The sequence below is a fragment of the Ktedonobacter sp. SOSP1-52 genome, assembly GCF_016587395.1.
The window spans coordinates 2,195,143-2,218,962 of record NZ_BNJH01000001.1 but is presented as its reverse complement, the minus strand read 5'-3'; the positions used below and the strand labels follow the sequence as shown (position 1 = coordinate 2,218,962).

The following is a 23,820-nucleotide window of genomic DNA, read 5'->3' as shown; positions in this document are numbered from 1 at the left end:
TTCAAAGCGATTCTGTTCCCCTGCCTTTTCCCTGTATTGTCTGTATTTCTTCCAGAATCTCGCCGGTCGTTACTACTTGGGCAAATTCTCCGTGGATACTGGTTAAGCTGATCGCATGAATATCCTCTGCACGGTGCAGCCTCCCATCGGGTCCCACTCGATCAAAGGTTGCGGTCGCATCACTCACCAGATAGGTGAGGAAGCCCAAATTTCCTGCCATACGAACGGTCGTTTCGACACAATGATTGGTTGTTAATCCAGTCACTACAAGCGTTGTAATGTGTCGCTGCTGCAACAGCGTTTCAAGTGATGTTCCGATGAAAGCACTATTGACCTGCTTGGTAATCAGCGTTTCACCTGGAAGGGGTTGTACCTGGACTTTCAGAGCATATCCAGGGTTTGTCGGATGTAATGGTGAACGAGCAAAGCGGGACTGATGTTGGACATGAATGATTGGCCACTGCTGATCGCGCCATGCCTCCAGAAGGCGAACAATGTGGGTCTCCGCCAAGGGGTTGTTTCGTTTCCCCCAGAGAGCATCATCAAATCCTTGTTGCACATCAATAATAAGTAAGGCTGCGTTGACGAATGAGAACGCCATAGCAAGAACTCCTTCTCCTTCAATAGTCTTCAGGAAAAGTATATATTATTTTCAGGCCATTTCTGCTATACTTTCTTTGGAAAAAGGAAAGTATAGCCCAAGATATGATGGAGAAAAGCCATGGCTACAAAAGAATCTTCACTTGAGCTTGATGAGATCGATTGGTGCCTTCTCAACCTCTTGCGCGAGAACGCTCGCTTGACCTTTGCCGAACTCGGTCGCCAGGTCCACCTCTCGTTAGCCGCAGTGGCTGAACGTGTGCGAAAACTGGAAGAGCATGAGATCATTAGCGGGTATCATGTCGCACTCAACGCGCGTCGCCTGGATTTCACCGTTCAAGCCTTTTTGCACGTTACTTCCACGAAAGAAAACTGTGCACGAGTCGTCGCGCTTGCACACATGTTACCTGAAGTGCGTGAGGCTTATCGCGTGACAGGAAGCGAATCCTATTTGGTAAAAGTGTACGCGGCATCCATAGCACATTTAGAAGAGCTCATCGATCAATTTCTCGCCGTTGCTGATGTCACGACTTCCCTTATTCTCTCCACTCCCGTTCAAAAGCCTGCTCTTGAGCGGATTCCGGATAGAGCATACAGCTCCAAAGAAACGCGCTGAATCGAGAGAAGTTCTATTTTGAGATACTTACTAAATGGGCATAGATGACTCCTCATTTTATAGCTCTGCTCGACAGGTGTGTGTCTCAACAGAGAGACGCACACCTGTCGGGCAGGTCATTCGGAATGTGTCATCCTATTTCTGAATGCATGCTTCGGCGAAACGCCGAATGATATCTAGTTTGACTGTGTGGGCCGAGAAGATAATTACTTCTTGTGCTCCTGCCTCTTCGATTTCGCGTAAGCGTCGGCGAATTGTTTCCGGTGAGCCCACAAGATCCTTCTCGCGTGTTTGCTCATCGGGAATATTGCCTTGATATGCCTGCTGAAATGCCTCTTCATCTGTATCGGCTATTGTGGTGTCATAAAGCACGGTTCGACGAATCTCATTATAGTCCCTCCCTACCGCTTCACAGTGCTGTTTGAGGACCGCAAACTTATGCTTCAAACTTGCTATATCTTCTCCATTCAGGTTGCAGGCATCGCCATATTGAGCAACGAGCTTGAGCGTGACCTTCTCGCCTCGTCCTCCGATCAAGAGGGGAATGTGTGGCTTTTGGACCCCCTTTGGCTGATTGATGGCACCACGGACTTGATAATACTTGCCTTCAAACGAGGCTTCTTCTTTGGTCCACATCTCGCGGATCACTTGAACGGCTTCCCGTAAGTACCGCAAGCGTGTTGGAGTGTCGGGATACTCATAACCGTACGCACGATACTCATGCTCATACCAGCCTGCACCTATACCGAAAATTAAGCGTCCATGCGAGAGCACATCAACGGTACTTGCCATCTTTGCAAGCAGAGCTGGATTGCGATAGCCATTGCTCGACACCAATTGTCCGATACGAATACGCTTGGTGTCGCGAGCCAATGCCGCCGTGCTGGTCCAGCATTCGAAGGTGACCTCTTGGGTTGGGATTGGGGATGTATGAAAATGATCAAATAACCAGATCGAATCAAAGCCAACTTCTTCCGCAACCTGGGCAACACGAGTCATTGACTCATAGGCTTCGACTGGATCAGGAATACCTGCGAGATCCAACTGCCATCCCTGTGGGACGATCAAACCAAATTGTAACGCCATAATGATGTAATACTTTCTTCTATGAATGACTGGTACAGAGCCAGTTGCACATGCTCATGTCAGAGCACAATCAAGGCAGCTCCTTATACTCTTTCGGCGCACTATACACCTTAGAGCGCGCTCTCAGTCAAGAGGCTCATAGGCAACTCGTTGCATACCATAAGAACAGCTTCCACTTGACTTGAACATGCACTCTCTGGTAAGCTCTTGTGTAAGAAAGAACGCAACAGCCTCTCCGAAGAGTTATTAGGAGAGGAAGGGAATGCTATGCAACATCGACAGGATAGAGACCAGACTTCTGCAATCGAGAAGAGCGAGGGCGCCCAACACCAAGACGGGGAAGAACAAGCATTAACCATTCAGCAAATGGTGCGGATAAGTGGACTCAGCGCTCATACGTTGCGCTATTATGAACGCGCCAGGTTGATGCCGCCAGTTGAGCGCGATGATACGAATGGCTATCGAACGTATACCAGTGACTCTCTTGACTGGATTGAGTTTATCAAACGCTTACGGGCCACCAGCATGCCCATTCGCGATATTCAGCGCTACACCCAACTCCTTCTTCAGGGAGAGCAGACCACTCCCGAACGCCTGCATCTGTTAAAGCAGCATCAAAAGCAGGTGAAAGCGCATCTGTTGGAGGTAGAAAAAAATCTCGCCGCCATCACTGCGAAAATTGCCTACTATGAACAAGAACCTGACCAGCGCCACACGATGACCTGCGAGGTGAGTACTGCTTTGCAAGATGAGGAGTAATGGCCTAATGCCTATCAGGGCCGAGAAGGGGTGACAAGATTACCGCGGGGAAAACCTACGCTAAGCGCTTAGCGTAGGTTTTCCCCGCGGTAATCTTGTCACCCCTATTAGGTACGAGAGAAAAGTACTCTGCCTTCCCGTTGTTGTCCAGTCAATGGATAAAGTCTAGCTAAGTACTACAGCCGCACTTATGCAGCCCGCTTCTTTGCTCGCCGTTTGATATGGAATTGTTTGGCTCTGGCTTGATGTCGCCGACGCCAGCGTGACCAGTACAGAACACTTTCCGGCGTCGCAGGTGCTTGCCACACCAGCCGCCAGAGCAGGCGGCGCACTTCTAGGACCGTCAGGGGAAGAAGCTCTGCGACTTCTCGCTCCTGAAAGTGGGCCCCCTTTTTTGCCCTGCCACTTTGATCACCGTCAAAAACGCCAGGGCAAACATCGCCAAAGTGATATGCCGATACCACCCCTGCCAGTGCCGCACTTCGTATTCATCCAAGCCGACCTGCTGTTTGGCCAGTTCAAAGGCTTCTTCGACTTGCCATCGGCTGCCCGCTGTCCGCACGACCTGCTCCAAAGTGACTGCTTCTGGCGCGAAGACGAAGTAATAGGCGATCTCGGTGGGGTTGGACAAACTGCGCCGAGCCAGCAGCCACTGCTTCCAGCCCGGCTCGGTCCACCGGAAGTCCAGAGACTGCCAGGCCCAATCGTAGAAGCGCGGCCCTTGACTGCCCTCTCCCGCTGAAAGACGTTGCCACCTTTCGGCAGGCCAACTCGCCACAACTTCATCTGCCCGATGGCTGAGCCCAATGCGCTGGTTCTTCGGCACGGCCAACACGTAGGGCTGCAGGCGCTCCTCCAGCCAGATGCGCAGTTTGGTATCCCCGCCATAGACGGTATCACCTGTCACCCACGTCGCTTTGACCCCGTGAGCGAAGGCACGCTCCAGCATCTGTTTGGCCAGCATTGGCTTGGGGATCGTGGTGCGCCGGTCCTCTGGGATCTCTGCCTCCTTGCACCGCTCGGGCTCCTTCTCCCAGTCGGCATGCAGATACAACTCCCGATCGAGCAGGACCGCTCCATACCGATTGGCGTAGGCCAGAAAGACTCCGATTTGGCAGTTGGCGATCTTGTCGACCGTCCCGCTGTATTGGGCTGCCACGCCTGCGGACTTGTTCCCTTTCTTGACAAAACCCGTCTCGTCGACCACCAGCACCGCCTCCGGGTCAGCCAGATGGGTGAGGATGTACTCCTGCAGGTCATCGCGCACCTGATCCACATCCCACTTCGCCGCGTTGAGCAAACGTTGCATCCCGTCGGGTGTGGCTTCTCTCGCCAATTCGGCGAGTTGCCACCCGTTTTTTCGCTCGGTGGTGCTTATTAACCCACGAATATAGGCCATGGCCCGCTGGCGTGGCTCCGAACGCTCAAAGGAGGGCGCTAACCGCACTTGCACTTCTTCCAAACGATCCGCCCAGGTACGCAGATCTTCGATTGAGGGAAACACTTCCATCTCTCTCCTCCTCGGATTGATTTCTCCCTCGTTGTATCACATAAGTGCGGCTGTAGTACTAGTTAGCGGTGCAAAATGCCTGAATCCGCTTCCCAGGCTGGTTTATAACATGTAAGCTTAACCATATCAAGTCGCCTGAGAAGCGACTTGAATCACTCTGCCAGATTTTCAGAAAGACGATTGGCTTGTGGAGCGGGTCGAAGGGGCTCATTTCGCACCGTTAACTAGTACTAATACTACAGCCCCACTTAAAACGTGGAGTGGCTCCACAAGCTCACTGCTGCGTTACAAGTCTTCTACAAAGAAGAAGCCTACGAAGCCACTTCGTAACATACATACCTCGCTAAGTGGGGCTGTAGTACTAAGCAGCTTTTCAAGCCAATTTGTGTGTTTTGCACCGGAAATTAGCACTAGTTAGCGGTGCGATTTGGAAAACGAGGCAAGGAAGCGGTTTGCTGTTGATCAGTTCATGGTTGAGTTATTCCATTTTGTCCATGTGGCGATGAGGAAGAGACGGTTGCTGAGGAGGCGCAGTTACGCGAGAAAACGGGCGGTAAAAGCAGTGCATGTATGCTAACGGCTCACGCTGATTTCTTCTTGTGCCTGAGCACGCTTTTCTTGTATACTGACAATCGTCAAAGGAGTTTTCCCTTTGCTAATGGAGTGCCGGGAAGGCTGGTCGGCCACCGATACTCCTGTGGAAGAAATAAGAAGAGCAGGTTCTATCGGGGTCGTATGCGTGGAAGAAGAAAGGACCTGACATATGATCTACATATGCCCTGTTGCTCTACCCCACTATCCACTCTTGCCGAAATCTTTCTTCGTTTTTCACAACTTGTTCACATCACCAACTTGAAAGGTGCGCCCATCGTTTCCGTCTGGGGCCTTCCTTGATTTCCAAATTGCTGGGATTCCTCGAGCCTCCACTGTATACTCTTTTGGCCAGGGGTATTGGGTTCATAACCTGTCACTATTTGCCTGGAGTGTAAAGTTGCTTGCCACAATCTGTTTTATAGCCGTGTTTTGTGCCAAGGTGACGACTGTTCCTTCAGGTAATATCCACAGGCGGTTTCACCAGTTTTAGAAAGGACATGCTTTATGGATATTCCCGTTGTGGAGAGTTACCTGGTGCTCTTCTTAATCATTGCCCTCGTGACCATTGTGGTCACACGGAAAATCGCGGTCCCCTATACCCTGGGGCTGGTTGTGGTTGGACTCGGTTTAGGTATTTCGGGCCTCTTGCCAGGTGTCCAATTCACACCGTCACTGGTCCTCTTTGTCTTTCTCCCGGCTTTACTTTTTGAAGGAGCCTGGACTCTGCGTTGGGACCTCCTTCGTGCGCATTGGCGGACCTTTTTTTTCTGGCGGGGCCAGGGTTGTTGCTTTCTCTCGGTATTATTGCTGGTATTTTACATGTGCTTGATGGTCTTGACTGGGGTACGGCATTGTTGTTGGCTGCTATCCTCTCACCTACTGATCCTGTTGCTGTTCTGAGCCTCTTTCGCCAGCTCCACCTAGATGAGCGGCTCTCGGTGATCATTGAAGGAGAAAGCTTGTTTAATGATGGGGTTGCCGGATCCCTCTATCAGACGTTTCTTGCCATTGTTCTCCTCTCGATCCAAGGGCATCCCTCTGGAACCTTTCTGGCCTGGGGAGAAGGTGTGTTCTCCTTCCTGATTGAAGCGGGCGGAGGTCTCCTGCTGGGGTTGCCTATTGGGTGGCTTGTAAGCCAGATCGTCAAGCGCATTGACGAGCCAATAATGGAAACAACCCTGACAATTATTACGGCCTATGGTGTGTACCTGGTCGCGGATCATTTCCATCTCTCAGCCATTACGGCTGTAATTGCGGCCGCTCTGATGCTCGGAAACTATTGCCGCCGTGTCGGTATGTCAGGAAACTCGCAGGCGGCCATTGATAACTTCTGGAGCGTCTTGGCCTTTGTTGCCAATGCCCTGATCTTTCTGCTGGTCGGGGTACAACTCAATCCACTGGTGTGGCCGCTGGTGCCAGGTGCAGAAATCACAACACTGCTGATCGCGGTGTTTGCGGTGAGTGTCGTGCTTGTCGCGAGGTTGGTCCTGGTTCTGATTCTGGCGGCGCGTTCGGTGCTGGTGCTTTCTCCTCGTTTCAAGGCTTCGGGACAATATGTACCCCGCTCATGGAGGCTCGTCATTTTCTGGAGTGGGTTGCGTGGAGCGCTTTCTCTGGCATTGGTACTGGCGTTGCCGATGGAGGTTCCCAATCGTTCAGTCTTACTGATCTCGACATACGCGGTGGTCTTCTTTACGTTACTGATACAAGGAATTACGCTCCGCTGGCTTCTCAAACGCCTGCCATCGCTACAACAATCTTCACTTGATGAGGATTCTTCCTCATCAAGTGAAGATTTGTTAGAAGAGACATCGGCGTAAATGGTTTCGTGTAAGACCTTCTCTAAAGACTGGTGCATAAGTGCAAGATAACAATGATGCATAATTTTTGCATGAGCGCAATATTGGGATGTGTCAGAGCTGAGAATAAGACCCCAAGCAGTGTTCCTCCAAGGTGTGAGAGACTGATCATCTCACACAGGGTTTCAGGAGGCGTGCCCCATGAATTGCCCGTCCTGCTTGTCAGCAACCACCAAGAAACGGAACAAGAAAACCACGCTGGGCTATCGGACGTTCCGTTGCCAGGGGTGCCGCCGGATCTTCAATGAGCGTACTGGTACCCTTTCAACTTTTTGGAATATCCTACTGCTCTCATCCTGCTCGTTGTGCTGTGGCGGCTGCGCTACAAGCTGAGCCTGCGGAATGTGGCTGAGATGTTTCTTGAGCGAGGCTTTGTGTTCAGCCATGAAGCCGTTCGGGAGTGGGAAGCGCGGTTCGCTCCACTGGTTGCAAAGCAACTGCGAGCCAAACGACGCGGACAAGCAGGGCGATCCTGGTATGTGGATGCGCACCTCTGCCAAAGTACATGGAAAGTGGTGTTCTCTGTATCGCGCTCTCGAGAGGGATGGGAACTTCGTTGATTGCATGCTCAGCCAAAAGCGGGACATGGATGCTGCTAAACGGTTTTTCAAACAAGCCGTTGAGACGGTGGGTCATGCGTCAGAACAGGTGACGACGGATGGACATGATGCCTATCCTCGTGCTGTGCGCGAAATCCTAGGCAGCAAGGTACGCCATCGCTGCAATCCGTATCTGAACAACCGACGAGAACAAGACCATCGTGGCATCAAACAGAGGTATTATCCTATGCGTGGGTTTGGAAGCTTCACGGCGGCATCACGCTTTTGCAGAGCATTTGACGAGGTACGCCAGTTCTTCCGATTCCCTACGACGATGAAGCAATATGTTTCTCTTGCCGACCAACGCCGCCTGTTCTGCCAACGCTTGGATGCCTGGAACATCATGGCTCTGAGAGCCTAACAGAACCGTCTTGAGGATCCCGCACTCCGAGTGCCCTTCTGTGTTCTCAGTTCTGACGCATCCGCTTTCTTTGGTGCTCCCATGCCTCCTATTCTAGTGCTCTTTACTTGTCTCTGTCGAGATCAGTAAATGTGAAGCCACGTGAGCAACAAGGTGGAAACCTGTATCTTGTCTTCCATGTTGTGAACTCTCTCTTACAGAGAACGTGGCGAGAAAGCCCTGGTCATCGATGCCAGGGATGAAACGCCACATCTGCTCTCGCGCGCGAATGGAACAGCGTATTTTCCTAAATAGAACTTGTGTTCTTCTGCTCGTTCTGGTAGAATAGGCATATCAGCACGATTCATCGGTGGGAATGGAGAGAAGGAGCCGACATGCCTGGACAACGCCAGAGACAGCAGAAGCCAAAACATCCCAAGGAGAAGCGACCGGCAACGCCTACCTTTCTGCTCGAGCTGCCCCTCGTCGTCGACCCAGGACAAGCCACTCGCCTGCGCGCTCACCTGGAAGCCGCTCGCCAACTCTACAACGCCATCCTCTCCCAGGGACAGAAATGCCTGCGCCGCATGCGAGCTGACGCTGCCTGGCAAGCGGCTCGCGAGCTTCCTCGCACGCAGAAGACCCAACGAGCAGTAGCCTTCTCCGCCTTGCGCAAGCAGTACGGGTTCACCGAGGCAGCATTGCATGAAGCCGTCAAAGGCTTGCGCGTGGGATGGATTGCCGAGCACATCGATGCCGTGCTCGCCCAAACCCTGGCGACCCGTGCTTACCGCGCCCTCAACCGCGTCTGCCTGGGCCAGGCCAAACGCGTGCGCTTCAAGAGCCGAGGGCGTGGTTTCTCCAGCATCGAGAACAAGCGCAATGATACCGGCCTGCGCTTTGTCCTGCAGCCACCCGAGAAGGGAAACGCAGGGTTCCTGCTCTGGAACGGAGATCAGCTTCCTGCCTTCATCGATTGGAAGGACGAGGTGGTGATCCATGGGCTCAGGCACCGCATCAAGTATGCCCGCCTCGTCCAACGTCCCGCGAGCAACCCCAAAGCGGCGGGAGCCGATGCAGAGGGCTATCGCTACGTGGTGCAGCTCGCCCTGGAGGGCAAGCCTCACCGCAAGCCCAAGCACACGGTTGGGCAAGGGTCGTTGGCGCTGACCTGGGTCCCTCGACCCTGGCGCTCGTTCCTCAGGAGGAGGAGGCCAGCCTGGAGGTGTTCTGTGCGGAACTGGCTCCTGACACCAGAGCCATTCGTCGCTTGCAGCGGCAGATGGAGCGGCAGAGGCGAGCGGCCAATCCTGAACACTACAAAGCAGGGCAAGCGGAAGTTGTGGTGGAAGCAGAGCAAGGGCTACCAGGCCACGCGACTACGCAAAGCGAGCAAAGAGCGCAAGCTGGCGGCACACCGCAAGAGCCTGCATGGCCGCAAGGTGCACGAGGTGGTTGCGCAGACCAGCACTATCATCATCGAAAAGGTCTCCTACAAGGCATGGCAGAAGCAATTCGGCAAGAGTGTGGGACTGCGAGCCCCAGGGATGTTTGTGGAACTGTTGAGACGCACCGTTGCAAGCACGAGCGGCACCCTGGTTGAAGTCCCCACGCGTACAACAGCGCTGAGCCAATGGTGTCATGGTTGTGGCAAGAAGGTCAAGAAGCCCCTTTCCCAGCGCTGGCATCAGTGTGACTGTGGTGTAGGCCTAGTGCAGCGCGATCTCTATTCCGCCTTTCTGGCTGCTTATCTTGATCCAGCAGATCCTATTCCCTCGTGTGCCCAATACCAGCCGTATTGGGAGGGTGCAGAGGCGCGCCTGCGGGCAGCACACGAGCGTACCACACAACGTGCGAGAGAGGGGCAGGCTCTGCCCCGAAGCTTGGGTGTGACTCGAGCCAGAGCGCGTCTGCCCGAAAGTCCAGGAGAACTACCACTAGAGCCTGCTCTTCTCCTTTGGCGTGAAGAACGGGAAGCGCGGGCCGAACTTCTGGAACCCCCGTTGCTTTCGCACGGGGAGCTCTCAGACATGTAAGGCCTCAATACGTAACTCAAGATGGACTGTATTTCCAACAAGAGGAATGCCATCTCCTACGAGTCGATGGAAACGCATCTGAAACATCCTTCGATCAAGAACGCCTCGAGCTGTCAATCCGATGCGCAGACTTTCCGTGAGGGGGTCGCGAACTGAACCAGTAAATTCGGTCTGGAGTTCTATGGTATTGGTGACGCCGTGTAAGGTGAGATTTCCTGTCACGATGCTGCTGTTCGTCCCTGTTGGCTGTACATTGGTACTTTCAAATGTGATGGTTGGATAGGTGATGACCTCGAAGAAATCGGCCGAACGAAGATGGGCATCTCTTTGTGCGACACCAGTATCGATACTGGCGGTTTGAATGTGAGCCTTGACCCAGGAGTTTTCTGGATGCTGGGGATCGAGATGGATGGTGCCATGCGTATCCTTAAAACGCCCTTTGACAATGTTAATGGTGAGATGGGTCACCGAAAACTCGACGAGGGTATGGTGGGGATCAATTTCCCAGGGCATATTGCTCTTCCTTATGTTTATTCAGAGTAGAGAGGATGGTTTAGCAGTGTTGGTCTTTTCCCGGATCGATTGCTCATGATGAGCGAGATGGATGGAACACCTGCGAGGCAGCGCTGTCGCGCCACCGTACAAACCCACACAAGGGACGACTGCCGTACCAGCTGTATTACAGCACAGTTAGCAGCGCGGAAACACAACCAGCTGTGCGGAACGATTGGTGAGGGCCAGCGTGGTCAGCTGGGCAATACAAGGCCTTGGCTTGGATCACAACGAAGCGTACAAGCAGAAATACATGTTGGTCCCAAGTTCATGTTCGCGATCAGCAGGAGTGTCTGTTGTTGGTAATTGGCTACGCATAAATCTCCATGTAGAAATGTTCTCATTGGAGGCAATCCTGTTATTTCCCGTAGAAGCTCACAACATCCGCGGGAAAATAGTTCTTGCGGAGCGACTTCCAATGTCGAGAATAGCACAGTATATTTTATTTTGCAAGCTACGTATGAATAGTTAGTATGATATGGAGGCAAAGGGACGGGAGGGGACGCTTGTCAGAGCGGCTGCTGGAGGCGAAGCGAGATCAAATTGAGCTGTGGTATCGCGAACTGGAAGCAACAAAGCTCTCACCCAAAACCCTGGAGCCATGGCTGAGGCAATGGTCGCGATTGAGCGCGCTGATTGATGAAACACAGATTTGGCTGGAGATTGCCACTACACGCAATACAGCCGATGAGGGTCTCTCTCAACGCAGGCAGCGTTTTCTGGATGAGATTTTGACGCCTGTGCAGAACTGTGAGCAGCAGATGAAGCAGCAGTTGTTGGAGAGTGGTCTGCGACCTGAAGGCTTCGCCATCCCTCTGCGCAAGTTGCAGGTAGACACGAAGCTCTTTCACACGAAAAATATCCCTCTGCTCAACGAGGAAAAGAGACTGAGTGAAGCATATATGCGTATTAATGGGGCGCAGACGATACTGTGGGAAGGGAAAGAAGTTCCTGTTTCTTCGCTCCTTCCCGTAATACAGGACCCAGATCGCGAGCAGCGCGAACGAGCTTGGCGTACGTTCCACAAGCGGAAATTCGAGGATTATGAAGCGATCAATACGGTTTGGGTGAAGCAGGTGCAGGTGCGCCAGCAGATTGCGCACAACGCAGGCTATAATAACTATTGCGCGTATCGCTGGAAGCAACTCTATCGTTGTGATTACACACCCGATGACTGCAAAATGCTGCATAAGGCGGTTGAACAGGTCATCGTGCCGGTGGTAAGCCAGCTTGCTGAGAAGCGACGCAAGAAGCTCGGAGTGGAGACGCTACGCCCCTGGGATCTCTCTGTCGATTCACAAGCCAGCGCTGCCCCGCGCTCGATTGCAGATATCGATGCACTCCTGCGCCAGTGCGCCAGGATGTTCAATCAGATCGATCCAGCCCTGGGCGGCTATTTTGACACCATGATCAAAGAGCGCTGCTTCGATCTGGATGAGCGAGCCAACAAAGCGCCAGGCGGGTATACTGGAGTGCTGGAAGTCAAGCAATTACCCTTCATCTTTAGCCACGTGAGAACCATGCAGGACATCGTCGGGCCAGTTTTTCATGAAGCAGGCCATGCATTCCACGCCTTTGAGATGCGCAGACTCCCGTATATTCACCAGCGAAGGGAAGATATGCATCCGATAGAGTTTGGGGAAGTTGCCTCAACAAGCATGGAATATATCGGGAGTATGAACCTGGTCTCTTCAGGGCTCTGTACAAGGCAAGAGGCACTCTCCATCCGCCTTCAGCGCCTGGAAGAAACGCTGAGAGATCTCTCGCGTCTGATCCGTGGTGATGCCTTCCAGCACTGGATCTATGAGAATCCTGAGCAGGCAATGGTCCCTGAAGTGGGGGGAACTCGGCAGACGCTTTGAGCCGTATCTTGATTGGAGCGGACTGGAAACCATGAACGAAACTGGCAGCAGACCTTGCATTTCTTTGTCGTACCATTCTACTATATCGAGTACGCCTTCGCCATGATTGGTGCGCTCCAGGTCTGGCGCAACTATCTGCACGATCCACAAAGCGCGATCCAGCGCTATCGTCATGCCCTCTCGTTTGGGGCGACGCGCCCGCTCCCCGAACTGTACGCAGCAGCAGGCGCGAAGTTCACCTTTGATACAGCTACGCTGCAAGATGTCGTACAGTTCGTGATGGGGAAGATTGCAGAATGGGTGAAAGAAGCAGAGTGATCAATTCACTCTGCTCTTGAGGCGTTAGAACACATGATGGAGTATTGATGGCAGACGAAAGGCCACGACTCCTATTACCTGTGGCCTTTTAGGTCCCTCATCATGGAGACACAAGAACAAGGCTTTTCAACCTTGCACAATCTCTCTCGATATGCTGACCTCTGGTCGCACCAGCGGAACAGCGAAAAAGCGCGCCGGTACCAGAATGGCTCCATTGGCAGATGCTGATGTCACTTAGGGGGCAAGAGCCACGCAACGAGTTGCGCCAGCGCCTCTATCAGGGCCGCCACAGGTGGTAGAGATTGGGTTCTGCTGGGGCGAGAAGTTGGTGGCACAGGAAGGAAGATCACCTATGGGTCATCGTATCACACGAGCTGCCTTGCACCTGTCGGTGGATGAGGTCAAAGAACGGATGCACACAAATGCGCATCCGTGGGTGCGCCACCATTGGTGGATTATCTACAATGCTTTGGTGGCACCCCGGAAAGCTGAAGAGATTGCCTTACACACAGGTACCTCAGCCACGACAGTACATCGAGTTGTCTCGATCTATAACCGCTTAGGACCAATAGCGCTGGAAACGCCAGGCAAAGGAGGCCGTCGGCATCAGTATCTCAGCTTGGCGGAAGAGAAAGCATTCCTCTTCCCATTCTTTGCGCAAGCCGAGAGTGGAGAGATCGCCACTGTAGCCCAGATCCAACATGCCTATGAAACCAAAGTTGGACACGAGGTCGCTGAGAGTACAATCTATCGCTTACTGAATCGTCACGGCTGGAGAAAGCTGGTGCCTCGCCCCAGACATCCCCAAGCGGATCCGCAAGAGCAGGAGCGTTTTACAAAAAACTTTGAAGCGCAGGCTCAGGCCCTCATCGCAACCCGCACAGTCGAAGATAAGCGCCCGGTCCTCATAATGGCGCAAGACGAAGGCTGTTTTGGCCGCATCAACCGCGCCAAACAGTGTTGGGCACCGCCTGGGGCGCGCCCACATGTCCCGGCGCAGGTCGTGCGAGAATACACCTATGTCTACGCCGTTGTGGCTCCAGCCCCTGGCCAGATAGTCTCGTTGATTTTACCGGAGGCTTCCACTGCAATGATGAATCTCTTTCTGGAGCAGGTCAGCCAGACCTTCTCGACACACTTCATCGTCATGCAAGTTGACGGAGCAGGCTGGCATCGGGCCAATGAACTGGTCATTCCTGAAAATATCCGCCTGATTCCTCAACCTGCTTACAGTCCCGAGCTGAATCCAGTGGAGCACATCTGGGATGAGTTGCGAGAAAAATACTTTCATAACCGCATCTTTCCCTCGCTGGAATTGTTAATTGACGTGCTGTGCCAAGGGCTCAATGATCTTGCTTATGATACTGAACGATTGCGTTCCTTAACCAACTTTCCCCATCTCAAGGTTATCATTTAGAACGCCAATTGGTATCAGACACAGCTTTACTCGTTAAACGGTTTGCTGGAAGATGCGCGCCTTTCTTTTGGGAAGATAGACAAGCTAGATGCCCTGCTTTGATGATGGCTCTTCCTGATAAAGGCTTGATGAGAGCCCGGCCTAGATGATATCCTTTTGGGGAAGAGCCTAGTAGTCTACAGATAGGAGCCGTGCAAGCATGTTCTATTGACGTTGTTGGGATCTGATCTCTCTTCAAGGAAGCTTCTGGTTTTATCCTTGTCTCTTCTCTATTCCCCATGAGTGCACATATGTTGCTCTGCGTGTGCTTCCTCGTGCTCCTCCTTACATCTTTGCCCCTTTGGTATCCTTCAAGGTTTTTGTGAAGAAAAAAGATGCTCAGATATTCTCTTCTCAGGAGGAAGTTTCTATGTCACTTCAGCTTACCCTACGTTCCGCTCACGATCTTTCAACACGCAAGCGACAAACCATCATTGATGTCTGCACCCAGGCGTATGGAGAGGATTTCACAACTGTGCTCGCCCAGTTCCCTGACGCTCTCCATCTCCTCGCATACCATTTTCATCAATTGTGCCTGTTAAAGTATATCACTATACTAGCGGCGATCACAGGCAGCTACAAGCCCAATACAGCAGTCGTTCAGGCGCGTTTTACAATAAAGCTGACACGGACATTTCGATATGGCGGTCCACGAATCCTACTTCGCTGGCAAGTCGCACAATTATGCCTATCCCGCTGACACTATCTCCTATGTACAGAAGCACATGCCAAAAATAAATTTTAAAAGCGCAAAAAGCACACATTGGCGTTTTTAGCTGTACAAGAAGGGGCCAGTCTAACCTTCCTAACAAAATCTGATACAATATACAGAATGACACGCCTTCTTAAAAAGGCACTGAACTATTCCCAAAAGGAGTATTGAGACTATGGAAAGGAAGATCACTGGCTCTACTCAAGCCAATTCTCAGCGGGGAATACTTCGCTCCAGCGAGTCTCTGGCATGGAAAAGCATTGTAATTGAACAACGCTATCATGCTGGCGGAGAATATGTCTTTCCGGGCTCATCTTCTCACATGATTTGCCTGCACCAGGGGCCACCCATCCAGATCGAGCAAGTACGAAACGGGCGGATACTTCATCACATCATGGCTCGTGGGAATTTACAAATCGTGCCTGCCGGAACTGAAAGCATATGGCGCCATAAAGATGGAGCTGAACATATGCATGTATTACTCACGCCCACATTGCTACAAATGGTCTCAGACGATTACAATCAGCAGCATATCGAGCTGCTGGACCATTTTAGTGCGCAGGATACACGAATTGAACATATCAGTTCAGCCTTGCTGACAGAGCTCCTTGAAGGAGGACCATCGGGACGTTTCTACGTTGAGGGCCTCACCACAGCGTTAGCGGCTCATCTGATTCATAAATACACCAGCACACCTCACAATCCACCAGAGATCACAAAAGGCTTGCCGCCATACCTGTTACGAAAAATCACGTCTATCATCGAGGATCGGCTCACCGAGGATCTGGGACTCGCCGAACTCTCAGCTGAAGTAGGCCTGAGTACATCCCACTTCTCAAGCCTATTTCGCCAAACAACCGGCCTCTCTCCGCACACCTATATCGTGCAACGCCGTCTAGAACGCGCCCAACACCTGCTCAAATCAACCCGACTTTCTATCGGTGAGATAGCCACTACAGTAGGATTTTACGATCAAAGCCATTTAGTCCGTCATATGCGACAAGTTCTAGGAGTCACTCCATCCTACATTCGAGAACACCTATCCTAAAATCGTGACAAAGATCGTTAACATGTACAAACCTTCAGCCAAACGTACAAGACCCCCTTATCTACGTTTCGGTAGACTATGGTTAAGCCATGAAGGGAACGTGCCCGATTACATGTATGAGACGGCTCTTGTTCAGTTCGTGACTATGCAAGATCGGATGGAGGAAAAGAAATGAATACATCATTTAACAACAAAGTCGTCTTAGTGACAGGTGCATCGCGCGGCATGGGGCAGGCATTCGCCGAAGCATTCGCAGCCAATGGTGCTAAAGTTGTCATCAATTATGTCCACAACAAGGATTTCGCCGACACCATTGTTCAGAACATCCAGAAAAACGGCGGTCAGGCTCTAGCCGTGCAGGCAGATGTCAGCAAACTTTCCGAGCTAGAAGCTCTGTTCCATGCAGCTATTGAACATTTTGGGCAGGTCGATATCTTGATCAATAATGCAGGCATTATGACAACCAAGCCGCTTGAACAGATCACAGAGCACGATTTTGATCAGCATATGGCGATCAATGTCAAAGGGACTTACTTCGGTTGCCAGTTAGCATCAAAACTCATGAAACCAGGCGGGCGTATTATTAACCTCTCCACTTCTATCCTTGGACAAATGGTTCCCACCTACAGCCTCTACGCAGGAACCAAGGGTGCAGTTGAACAATTCACCCGGCACATGTCTAAGGAGCTTGCTCCCAAAGGGATCACCATTAATGCCATCGCCCCTGGACCTACCAACACTGAACTGTTTGTTGCAGACAAAACAGAAGCACAAATTGACGCCTTCAAGCGCATGATAGGCTTCAACCGTCTTGGCGAAGTAGAAGATATCGTCAAAGTCATCCTCTTCATGGCTAGCAATGAATCTGGCTGGATCTCAGGGCAGACGATACGTGTCAATGGAGCATTCATCTAAGATCCTTAAGATAGAGAGCAATAGAGTAAGAAAATTCCTGCAACATCGCCACGCGGCAGGAAAAAGGATTTTCTGCGTCTTTTATAGCAAAATTCACTAAACACAAGGGAAATTATTATCGTGACCCAAACCAACCAGTTAGTCATTCTCATCACTGGCGCAGCTACAGGCATCGGACAGGCATCAGCGCATAGCCTGGCAAAAGCCGGTCATACTGTCTACTCCAGCATGCGCGGCACCACAGGCCGCAACGCAGCTCGTGTACAAGAAGAGCGGGAATATGCAACCGCCAATGGAGTAGACCTGCACGTCGTCGAGTTGGATGTGACATCTCAGGAGTCAGCTAATCAAGCGATCCAGACCATATTGTCTGAACAAGGTCATATTGATGTGGTTCTTCACAATGCTGGACATCTGGTCGTGGGATATACTGAAGCTTTCTCAGTGGAGGAGATCGAACGCCTTTTTGATGTCAATGTCCTGGGCGTCACACGTGTCAACCGCGCTGCCCTGCCACACTTCCGTGAGCGCGGTGCAGGCCTATTACTCTATACAGGCAGTACCACGACAGTCGTTGTACCACCATTCATGGGTCCCTATGTGGCTTCGAAGCTGGCAGTAGATGGTTTGGCTCAAACGACTGCTTACGAAGTAAACCAGTTCGGCATCGAAACTAGTATCGTGATGTCTGGACCCCTTACCTCGGGAACCGAGCACTTCCCCGATGCGAGCCGTCCTGCCGATACCGCAACGACCGCAGCATATGCACCACTCGATAGCATGGTAGCACGTAATGAAGAAGCGACCAGCAGCCTCTTCCAGTCAGGAGTGGATGCTACTCCACAAACCATCGCCGACGAGTTCGTGCATATTGTAAGCTTACCCGCCGGGACACGTCCTTTCCGCACAGTCGTGGACTACTCGAACGCGAATGTAGAAAAAGGCAACGCACTCCTTTGGGAGTTGCAGGCGGATTATCTCACACGTATGGGTTTCGCCAACCTGCTCCACCCAGTGATCAAACAGCCTAAAGATTAATGCGATGATAGTCTCACGACTATAAAATTTCTAAAACCATACAATGTATGAGAATGGAGGAAGATTAATTGGAAACAGCATCACTTCGCTCCCCACTCGTCCGCCGAGCGATCGAGGCGATAAATCAAGGCAAGCTCGACGATTTTATGGCGCTATTTGCTCCAGATGCTACGCTCGTTGATGTTTCGACGTATACAGGATTTCAGCAGATCCGGGACTGGGCACAGCGAGAGACATTCGGCGTACATGTGCGCTTCCAGCCAGAGAGTGAAAAGAATGCGGAAGGAACCATCATAGCAGGTCATGTACAATCTGTTGGAGGCTATAATGGACCGGGTACATTCGCCTTCACTCTGCGTGATGGTGCCATCCAGTCGCTGGACATCTCCTAATAGCAGCGAGCGAAAAGATTGAGCCTGGAGAGGAGCGGGAAACAAGACGATAGACGTCATGAAACAATGGAGTTCACACTCCTTCGTGATGTCCATGCAGGAAACACTTCACTGGATGGCGGCGCGGGCACAAATACGTGTCGGTTGGCTCATTTTTCTGCCAAAACGGGCTTTTATTGCGTCATAAGTAGAAACTGGCGAATTTATGCGCCGGCCTCTCGATCAAGGAATGGCCTTGCTTTATGGCATTGCGCCCCGTTTACCTCGCTTCATGTCTGTGGGCTCAAAGCCGAGATCTGAAAAAGGTCGTCCCTGCTTCCTGGTAATGATTCGTGGCAGAAAGGGGCTCAGACACAGCTTTGGGGATAAACTCATAAATATATCTGGAGAGCCACGAGTGAGGTGGTGTGCTGGTGTAGTTCGTTTTTCACACAAAAGTGAGAAAAGGAGAACCACACCAGAATGGAGACGCCTCAGTTCTTCCCATTGGGCAAGGGATTGGAACTGACCCAGATGCAGCAGCAAGAAGACCAGCTCGTGCTCCACGTGACCTGGTGAACAGACTCTCAGGAAGCCTATGCTTATTGTTGAAGATAATCCCATCTTAGACGGGCTTCTTCTGGAAACCCTCCAGATAGAGGAATTGTATGAGGTGTTTCATGCCCCCAGTGGAGGGAGTAAGCAAAACATCCTGCAAACGGGTGCTCCTATGTTCTCGCTCCTGGAGACCATCGTCCTGGAATGAATGGTCTGGATAATGATTATTCATACTTCAACACATGGGAGCGCAGCATCAAAGCTTGGTATGTGCTCATATCTGGGCGACTCTACGTGCAAGCAGAACATACCACAGTTGAGAGCATAACGCCTATCTCTGCACCAGCAGGCGATAGCAACGACCCGCAACAATGCGCGGATAGAGTCACGTCTTGCCTCATGCTCTGGCACTCCGGAAAGGTTGAACGCCCATGACCATGATTGCAACAACTTTGCCAGTAACAGATGCACCAGTTGCGGCAACACCAGTCGAGACATGTGTATGCTGCTACTCTCACATTTACGGGAAGCCCTTTCCAGGTGGCACGCGATCCTCTTCTCTCTGCCATTTTCATGCACAATGGATACGCCAGAAGAGACGCAGAAAGCGCTAGAATGATAATAACAAATTTCATCGTGAGACATACTCCAACATATACATTATTCATTACACGCACAGCAATGTAGGACAAACGCAAGAACCCGACAGCCTCCAATCGCTGCTGTTTCTGCTGAACACACAGCAGGAGACACCCTGGGTCGCTGTGTTTCGCGCAGGCCAATAGAACCTTGGCTCACGTGAAAATATTCTCCTCCAGGAGGCACTCAATGCTCACAAGAAAGAGTAACCTGCCCACGCCTGAAACAAACGTCGGGAGGCTCCCTCTCCGCAACCATCTCCCAGCACCCATCATCTGAACCCAGATGGCAAACGAGAGAGCATCCTCAGACATTCCTACTCAAGGAGTACTTTCTCATGCAGATAGAAATAGTTCTTAAAATAGAGGTTTCGAGAAATGTAAGCCTGACACACAAAATGCAATGTATCCAAGATATAGATGGGAGAGGGCTGGAAGATGATAAGCGCCTCTTGTGGGTCCCTCCCCTTTCGAGCAAGATGAGACTTTCTGAGCTGGAAGAAAAAACGAGGAGCAATCGTCACAGGCTGGTTCGTACAAGGCGTGGCAAGTTTTTGAGTGAGGCAGCATCCTGGTAACAAGCCGCTACCTCTGCTCTTGTGCTCTCAACAGACTCAACGCAGAAATGGGAATTCCCTATGATGCGCGCAGCAATTCAAGTAGTGTGGACTTGCCAGTGCCACGACCGCCAGATGATACATGTAAGGTTGGGGTTAAGTCACCAAACCCCCACGCATACATGCGGGGCTTGTATCTCTCCTCACGCTAGCCCGTGAATTGGGGAAGGATACGAGAGGACGGGTGACAAGCGGTTCAACTAACCGCCACTCTCCTCAGAGGGTCGCCCCACCAGGAAAGGGTACTCACAGGTTGAGCTAGCGAGGAGGGCTTTGGCCCCATGCCAATCCTGGCATGCTGAACAGTCTGGCTGATGCAGGTATCCATGCATCACAAACCGTTTCTCCTGAGTCAGAGGAGTGCCTTTGCTCTACTGACCTCGACAGAGAGAGGTAAAGAATGAGGAGGGAAAGCCGATAGAAGGAGGAATGGGAGCACCAAGAAAAGCCGATTGGCGAGAAGAAAGGCGCAAACGCGCCTGGGTCCTCAAACATGAGGGATGGAAACAAAAAGATATTGCCGTGGCATTGGGAGTGAGCGAAGGAGCCGTGAGCCAATGGATCAAACAAGGAAGAGAAGGGGGAGAAAAAGCCCTCAAAGCGCATCCTGCAAAAGGAGCGACACCTCGCTTGACGGCTGAACAGAAGGCGCACATTCCGACGTTGTTGGCGAAAGGAGCATCAGCCTATGGGTTTGTCGGGGAGGTCTGGAATAGTCGAAGACTAGCCCAAGTGATCAAACGAGAGTTCAAGGTGAGCTATCATCCCGACCATTGTGGTCGCCTTGTCCGCGAGATGGGGTACAGTATCCAAAAACCGGTGGAACGAGCGACACAACGTAATGAGGAGGCAATTGAAGACTGGAAAGAACATGAGTGGCCCGCTCTAAAAAAAAAGCCGCACAAGAAAGGCGAACGATCGTTTTTGTAGACGAATCAGGCTTTTATCTTCTGCCGATGATGGTGAGAACCTACTCCCCGAGAGGACAGACCCCGATAGTGCGTGTCAAGTTGACCCGCGATCATCTCTCGGCAATTGGAGGCATCACCCAAGAAGGGCGAATCTTCATGCAAACACAAGAGCACGCCTATAGAGCCGAAGACGTCGTACGATTTTTACGAGCCTTACTCCGCAAGATCTCAGGCAAGTTGCTCATTATTTGGGATGGCTCGCCAATCCATCGCGCGAATGTGATCAAAACCTTTCTCTCCAGTCCAATAGGGAAACGGGTGCATCTCGAGCGGTTGCCTGGCTATGCTCCTGACCTCAATCCTCAGGAATACGTGTGGAATCTCCTCAAACGCCGCGAACTCAAAAACCTGTGTTGCCAGGATCTCACTCACCTCAACCAAGAGCTTGTGCGTGCCAAAGAGCGCCTGCGTCATCGACGCGATATCCTTCAACGTTGTTTTTCTTATGCACTTGGTGAAGTTTAGTTGTTTATGACGAGGTCAGTAGCCTGTTCGCGAACATCTACACATCTCTTCTTAGGCAACACAGGAAAACCGGAAAGGAGAGGGCAGACGCCGCCACCCATGCGCCTGAAAAGGACTCGGCATTCCTCCCCGCGCATGAATGCGGGGGTCTCCTGCCTCGGTTTGATGAATAACTTTATTTCCCAAAACATTGCTTGATTGTACTTAGCAGTGACCTTGTTAACAGAGATGCAGGATTCATTGCGACAAAATAGTCATCGAGATCAGAGGAGAAGTGCATTATGACATGGAAATCAAAGAGGTAGTGGCTATTGTGCACCGCCAGGCATTTCTGCCGGTGCTGAGGCTGCTCGAAGAAGTTACTGAACGCGAAGAAGCCACCGGGATGCTTGTCACATCTCGGTGGCGACGGCGGAACCGACGGGATTCTGCGTATTTCCAACAACACTGCGTGACAGGTTGCTATTTCAGCTGAGCGGAAGGGCCGCTAGATGGATAGACGATGGATGAGCTGTTGCCAGGATAAACGATGGATGAGCTGTCGCCAGGATAGACGATGGATGGGCTGTCGCCAGGATAGACGATGGATGGGCTGTCGCCAGGATAGACGATGATAGGAGCGAGTCCACCCAGGATAGGCCATATTGAGGAGGCCAGCACCATGCGGGCAGACGACCTGGGGGGTCGAGTTCTGCGGAACAGCAGCGGGGGAGCTAGCACCATGCGAGTAGGCGACCTGGGGGGTCGAGTTCTGCGGAACGGCAGCGGGGGAGCTAGCGCCATGCGAGTAGGCGACCTGGGGGGTCGAGTTCTGCGGAACGGCAGCGGGGGAACTAGCACCATGTGGATAGCCGATAGATGGATGTAACGAGGGTGCATAGTGCGTTGCCGTTTGCTGGGTGATAGCGAGGGAGTGGGCAAGCAGGATCATGCTGGCCAGGAGAGCAACGATGAGGAGCATTCCCTGCAGTTGCCTATGATGTTGACGAGCAAACATGATGGTTCGCCGCATGTGCAGTTGCCTATGATGTTGACGAGCGGACATGACGGTTCGTCGTATGTAATGCAAAAGATAGGACATATCTGCTCCTTTCGTGTGGTCGTGTAAGGAACATGAAACGGGACGCATAGTGCTATCCCGGAGAAGTTTAGATAACCTCTATATTTCAATTATAGTGGGACATACTTCCCCCTAATTGGGTATGTACTTGAACGCGCTGAACCCACGGGTTGCGCAACGAGATTGCAACAGCACACAGTTGGTAGAGTGCGAAACGGCTTCAGAAGCCCTCTTGGCCACAGCATTTGCTTGTTGACAAGAGGGGGGAATGTCACTTCTTCACAGAAAGCATAACAGCAATGAAGGACGTTCGAGAGCCACTTCAGTCATAGATACATCTCATTGTGTACAACTTTCCGTCATCGTCTCCCCAGGCGGGGTCCCCTCCTCAAAACGGCTGAGATTGGCGAGAGAAAAGCTGAGAGAAGAGAGCACAATTAGAGGGGGTGGAAGCAGAAGGAGTTAAGGAACAGATGCCTCTTTCGCACTATCAGCAGATCCCCCCTGGTTTTTACTCGGCCTGAAGACAAAGCGCTCCTTGCGCTTAGCTCATTGCACATCTCGTAAGCCAGGCAACCCCTCTGTTCAAGCAGCACTGAAACGGAGGGGAGGTGGTCGTGCTCGTGACCTCGATCGCGCTGGAGCAGCAACTATCAGGTCAGCATGTTCTCCAGGATCCACCGGGTCTGGTCATGGTAGGTCGTCCAGTCGCGACGTACCATCTCAAGACCAATGTCGTCCTGGGGCGGATGTTCCCTGTTCGTATCGCTCATGCCACAAATCCCTTCTCTCCATCCGCCAGCGTCTGGAAGAATGCCATGACACTCCCAATCCTCCCTTCAGCTCGTTGCACATTTCAAACAGGATCAAATTTGAGCCAGATCCACCAAGTGAGCAGGTTTGGCCCTCAAACGTGAGCACTTGCTCTCAAATGTGAGCATTGGTACGAGCGTACCTGGGCAAACCGCTCCCCATCTGGGCATCAGCAAAGAATGTTGTAAATAACCCGAACGCTCCGGGCAGTCACCGCGTCCTTGTCGTCTGGATATGGCCTGATCATCGGCTAGGCATCCAAGATGGCTGAGACACGAGAACAGTCGAGAACTACACCTCATAGATCGCGACGCTGGTCCCCACCAAGGCTTCTGCCATCCGCTGATAAACCGCTTGAGGGCCTCGCCGTGCAGTTTTGCATCAGTTCCATCGCGCCCGGCTGTGATCCAAGACGTTTATAATTGAC

At 51.9% G+C, this 23,820-nt stretch carries 16 protein-coding genes and 4 pseudogenes; 15 read left to right on the top strand and 5 right to left on the bottom strand.

What is annotated here, in order from left to right:
* Position 1 precedes the first annotated feature (1 nt).
* Positions 2-601 (bottom strand): cysteine hydrolase family protein, encoded by a 600-nt coding sequence (locus JMJ16_RS10430; protein ID WP_201380993.1) that lies wholly within the window; start codon positions 599-601, stop codon positions 2-4.
* Positions 602-721: 120 nt separating this feature from the next.
* Between JMJ16_RS10430 and JMJ16_RS10425 the strand changes: the two genes are divergently transcribed.
* Positions 722-1,216, top strand: coding sequence for an Lrp/AsnC family transcriptional regulator (locus tag JMJ16_RS10425; RefSeq protein WP_201380991.1), 495 nt, complete (start codon positions 722-724; stop codon positions 1,214-1,216).
* Positions 1,217-1,351: 135 nt separating this feature from the next.
* Here the strand turns inward: JMJ16_RS10425 and JMJ16_RS10420 are convergent, their stop codons facing one another.
* Complete coding sequence (locus JMJ16_RS10420; RefSeq protein WP_201380989.1) at positions 1,352-2,302, bottom strand: LLM class F420-dependent oxidoreductase; 951 nt, start codon at positions 2,300-2,302, stop codon at positions 1,352-1,354.
* A gap of 267 nt (positions 2,303-2,569) precedes the next feature.
* Between JMJ16_RS10420 and JMJ16_RS10415 the strand changes: the two genes are divergently transcribed.
* Positions 2,570-3,061, top strand: coding sequence for a MerR family transcriptional regulator (locus tag JMJ16_RS10415; RefSeq protein WP_201380987.1), 492 nt, complete (start codon positions 2,570-2,572; stop codon positions 3,059-3,061).
* A gap of 343 nt (positions 3,062-3,404) precedes the next feature.
* Here JMJ16_RS10415 and JMJ16_RS10410 read toward each other — a convergent pair whose 3' ends face one another.
* On the bottom strand, positions 3,405-4,571 hold the full coding sequence (locus tag JMJ16_RS10410) for an IS701 family transposase (RefSeq protein ID WP_201380985.1): 1,167 nt from the start codon (positions 4,569-4,571) through the stop codon (positions 3,405-3,407).
* A 1,098-nt stretch (positions 4,572-5,669) separates the two neighbouring features.
* Here JMJ16_RS10410 and JMJ16_RS10400 point away from each other — a divergent pair.
* The 3 pseudogenes from JMJ16_RS10400 to JMJ16_RS10390 all read left to right on the top strand — a co-directional run bounded on the left by JMJ16_RS10400 (position 5,670) and on the right by JMJ16_RS10390 (position 9,999).
* Positions 5,670-6,985: pseudogene (locus tag JMJ16_RS10400) on the top strand (cation:proton antiporter).
* A gap of 180 nt (positions 6,986-7,165) precedes the next feature.
* Positions 7,166-7,984 (top strand): annotated as a pseudogene (locus tag JMJ16_RS10395) (IS6 family transposase).
* A 374-nt stretch (positions 7,985-8,358) separates the two neighbouring features.
* Positions 8,359-9,999: pseudogene (locus JMJ16_RS10390) on the top strand (AAA family ATPase).
* Here JMJ16_RS10390 and JMJ16_RS10385 read toward each other — a convergent pair.
* On the bottom strand, positions 9,988-10,512 hold the full coding sequence (locus JMJ16_RS10385; RefSeq protein ID WP_201380964.1) for a YceI family protein: 525 nt from the start codon (positions 10,510-10,512) through the stop codon (positions 9,988-9,990). The pseudogene JMJ16_RS10390 and the gene JMJ16_RS10385 sit on opposite strands and share 12 nt — an antisense overlap.
* A gap of 512 nt (positions 10,513-11,024) precedes the next feature.
* Between JMJ16_RS10385 and JMJ16_RS10380 the strand changes: the two are divergent.
* From JMJ16_RS10380 to JMJ16_RS53955, 10 genes and pseudogenes are all read left to right on the top strand, one after another.
* Positions 11,025-12,731: pseudogene (locus JMJ16_RS10380) on the top strand (M3 family oligoendopeptidase).
* A 352-nt stretch (positions 12,732-13,083) separates the two neighbouring features.
* Positions 13,084-14,148 (top strand): IS630 family transposase, encoded by a 1,065-nt coding sequence (locus tag JMJ16_RS10375; RefSeq protein ID WP_201380962.1) that lies wholly within the window; start codon positions 13,084-13,086, stop codon positions 14,146-14,148.
* A 409-nt stretch (positions 14,149-14,557) separates the two neighbouring features.
* Positions 14,558-14,887 (top strand): hypothetical protein, encoded by a 330-nt coding sequence (locus JMJ16_RS10370; RefSeq protein WP_201380961.1) that lies wholly within the window; start codon positions 14,558-14,560, stop codon positions 14,885-14,887.
* 187 nt (positions 14,888-15,074) lie between these two features.
* A complete protein-coding gene (locus JMJ16_RS10365; RefSeq protein WP_201380959.1) occupies positions 15,075-15,947 on the top strand; it encodes a helix-turn-helix domain-containing protein in 873 nt (290 codons plus the stop codon).
* A gap of 171 nt (positions 15,948-16,118) precedes the next feature.
* Positions 16,119-16,862 carry an SDR family oxidoreductase gene (locus JMJ16_RS10360; RefSeq protein ID WP_201380957.1) on the top strand — a complete coding sequence of 248 codons (744 nt, stop codon included), beginning with the start codon at positions 16,119-16,121 and terminating at the stop codon, positions 16,860-16,862.
* 120 nt (positions 16,863-16,982) lie between these two features.
* Entirely contained in the window at positions 16,983-17,900 is a 918-nt protein-coding gene (locus JMJ16_RS10355; protein WP_201380955.1) for an SDR family oxidoreductase, read from the top strand.
* A 68-nt stretch (positions 17,901-17,968) separates the two neighbouring features.
* A complete protein-coding gene (locus JMJ16_RS10350; protein WP_201380953.1) occupies positions 17,969-18,292 on the top strand; it encodes a nuclear transport factor 2 family protein in 324 nt (107 codons plus the stop codon).
* 577 nt (positions 18,293-18,869) lie between these two features.
* A complete protein-coding gene (locus tag JMJ16_RS10345; protein ID WP_201380951.1) occupies positions 18,870-19,037 on the top strand; it encodes a hypothetical protein in 168 nt (55 codons plus the stop codon).
* Positions 19,038-20,513: 1,476 nt separating this feature from the next.
* Complete coding sequence (locus JMJ16_RS53960) at positions 20,514-21,014, top strand: winged helix-turn-helix domain-containing protein (protein WP_236601227.1); 501 nt, start codon at positions 20,514-20,516, stop codon at positions 21,012-21,014.
* The gene (locus tag JMJ16_RS53955) at positions 20,960-21,520 is read left to right on the top strand and encodes an IS630 family transposase (RefSeq protein ID WP_236601089.1); all 561 of its coding nucleotides are present in this window, start codon (positions 20,960-20,962) and stop codon (positions 21,518-21,520) included. Before JMJ16_RS53960 ends, JMJ16_RS53955 begins: the two co-directional genes overlap by 55 nt.
* 487 nt (positions 21,521-22,007) lie before the next feature.
* On the opposite strand, the gene JMJ16_RS10335 is transcribed toward JMJ16_RS53955, so the two are convergent.
* Positions 22,008-22,601, bottom strand: a complete 594-nt coding sequence (locus JMJ16_RS10335) for a hypothetical protein (protein ID WP_201380949.1) — start codon at positions 22,599-22,601, stop codon at positions 22,008-22,010.
* Positions 22,602-23,820: the final 1,219 nt, after the last annotated feature.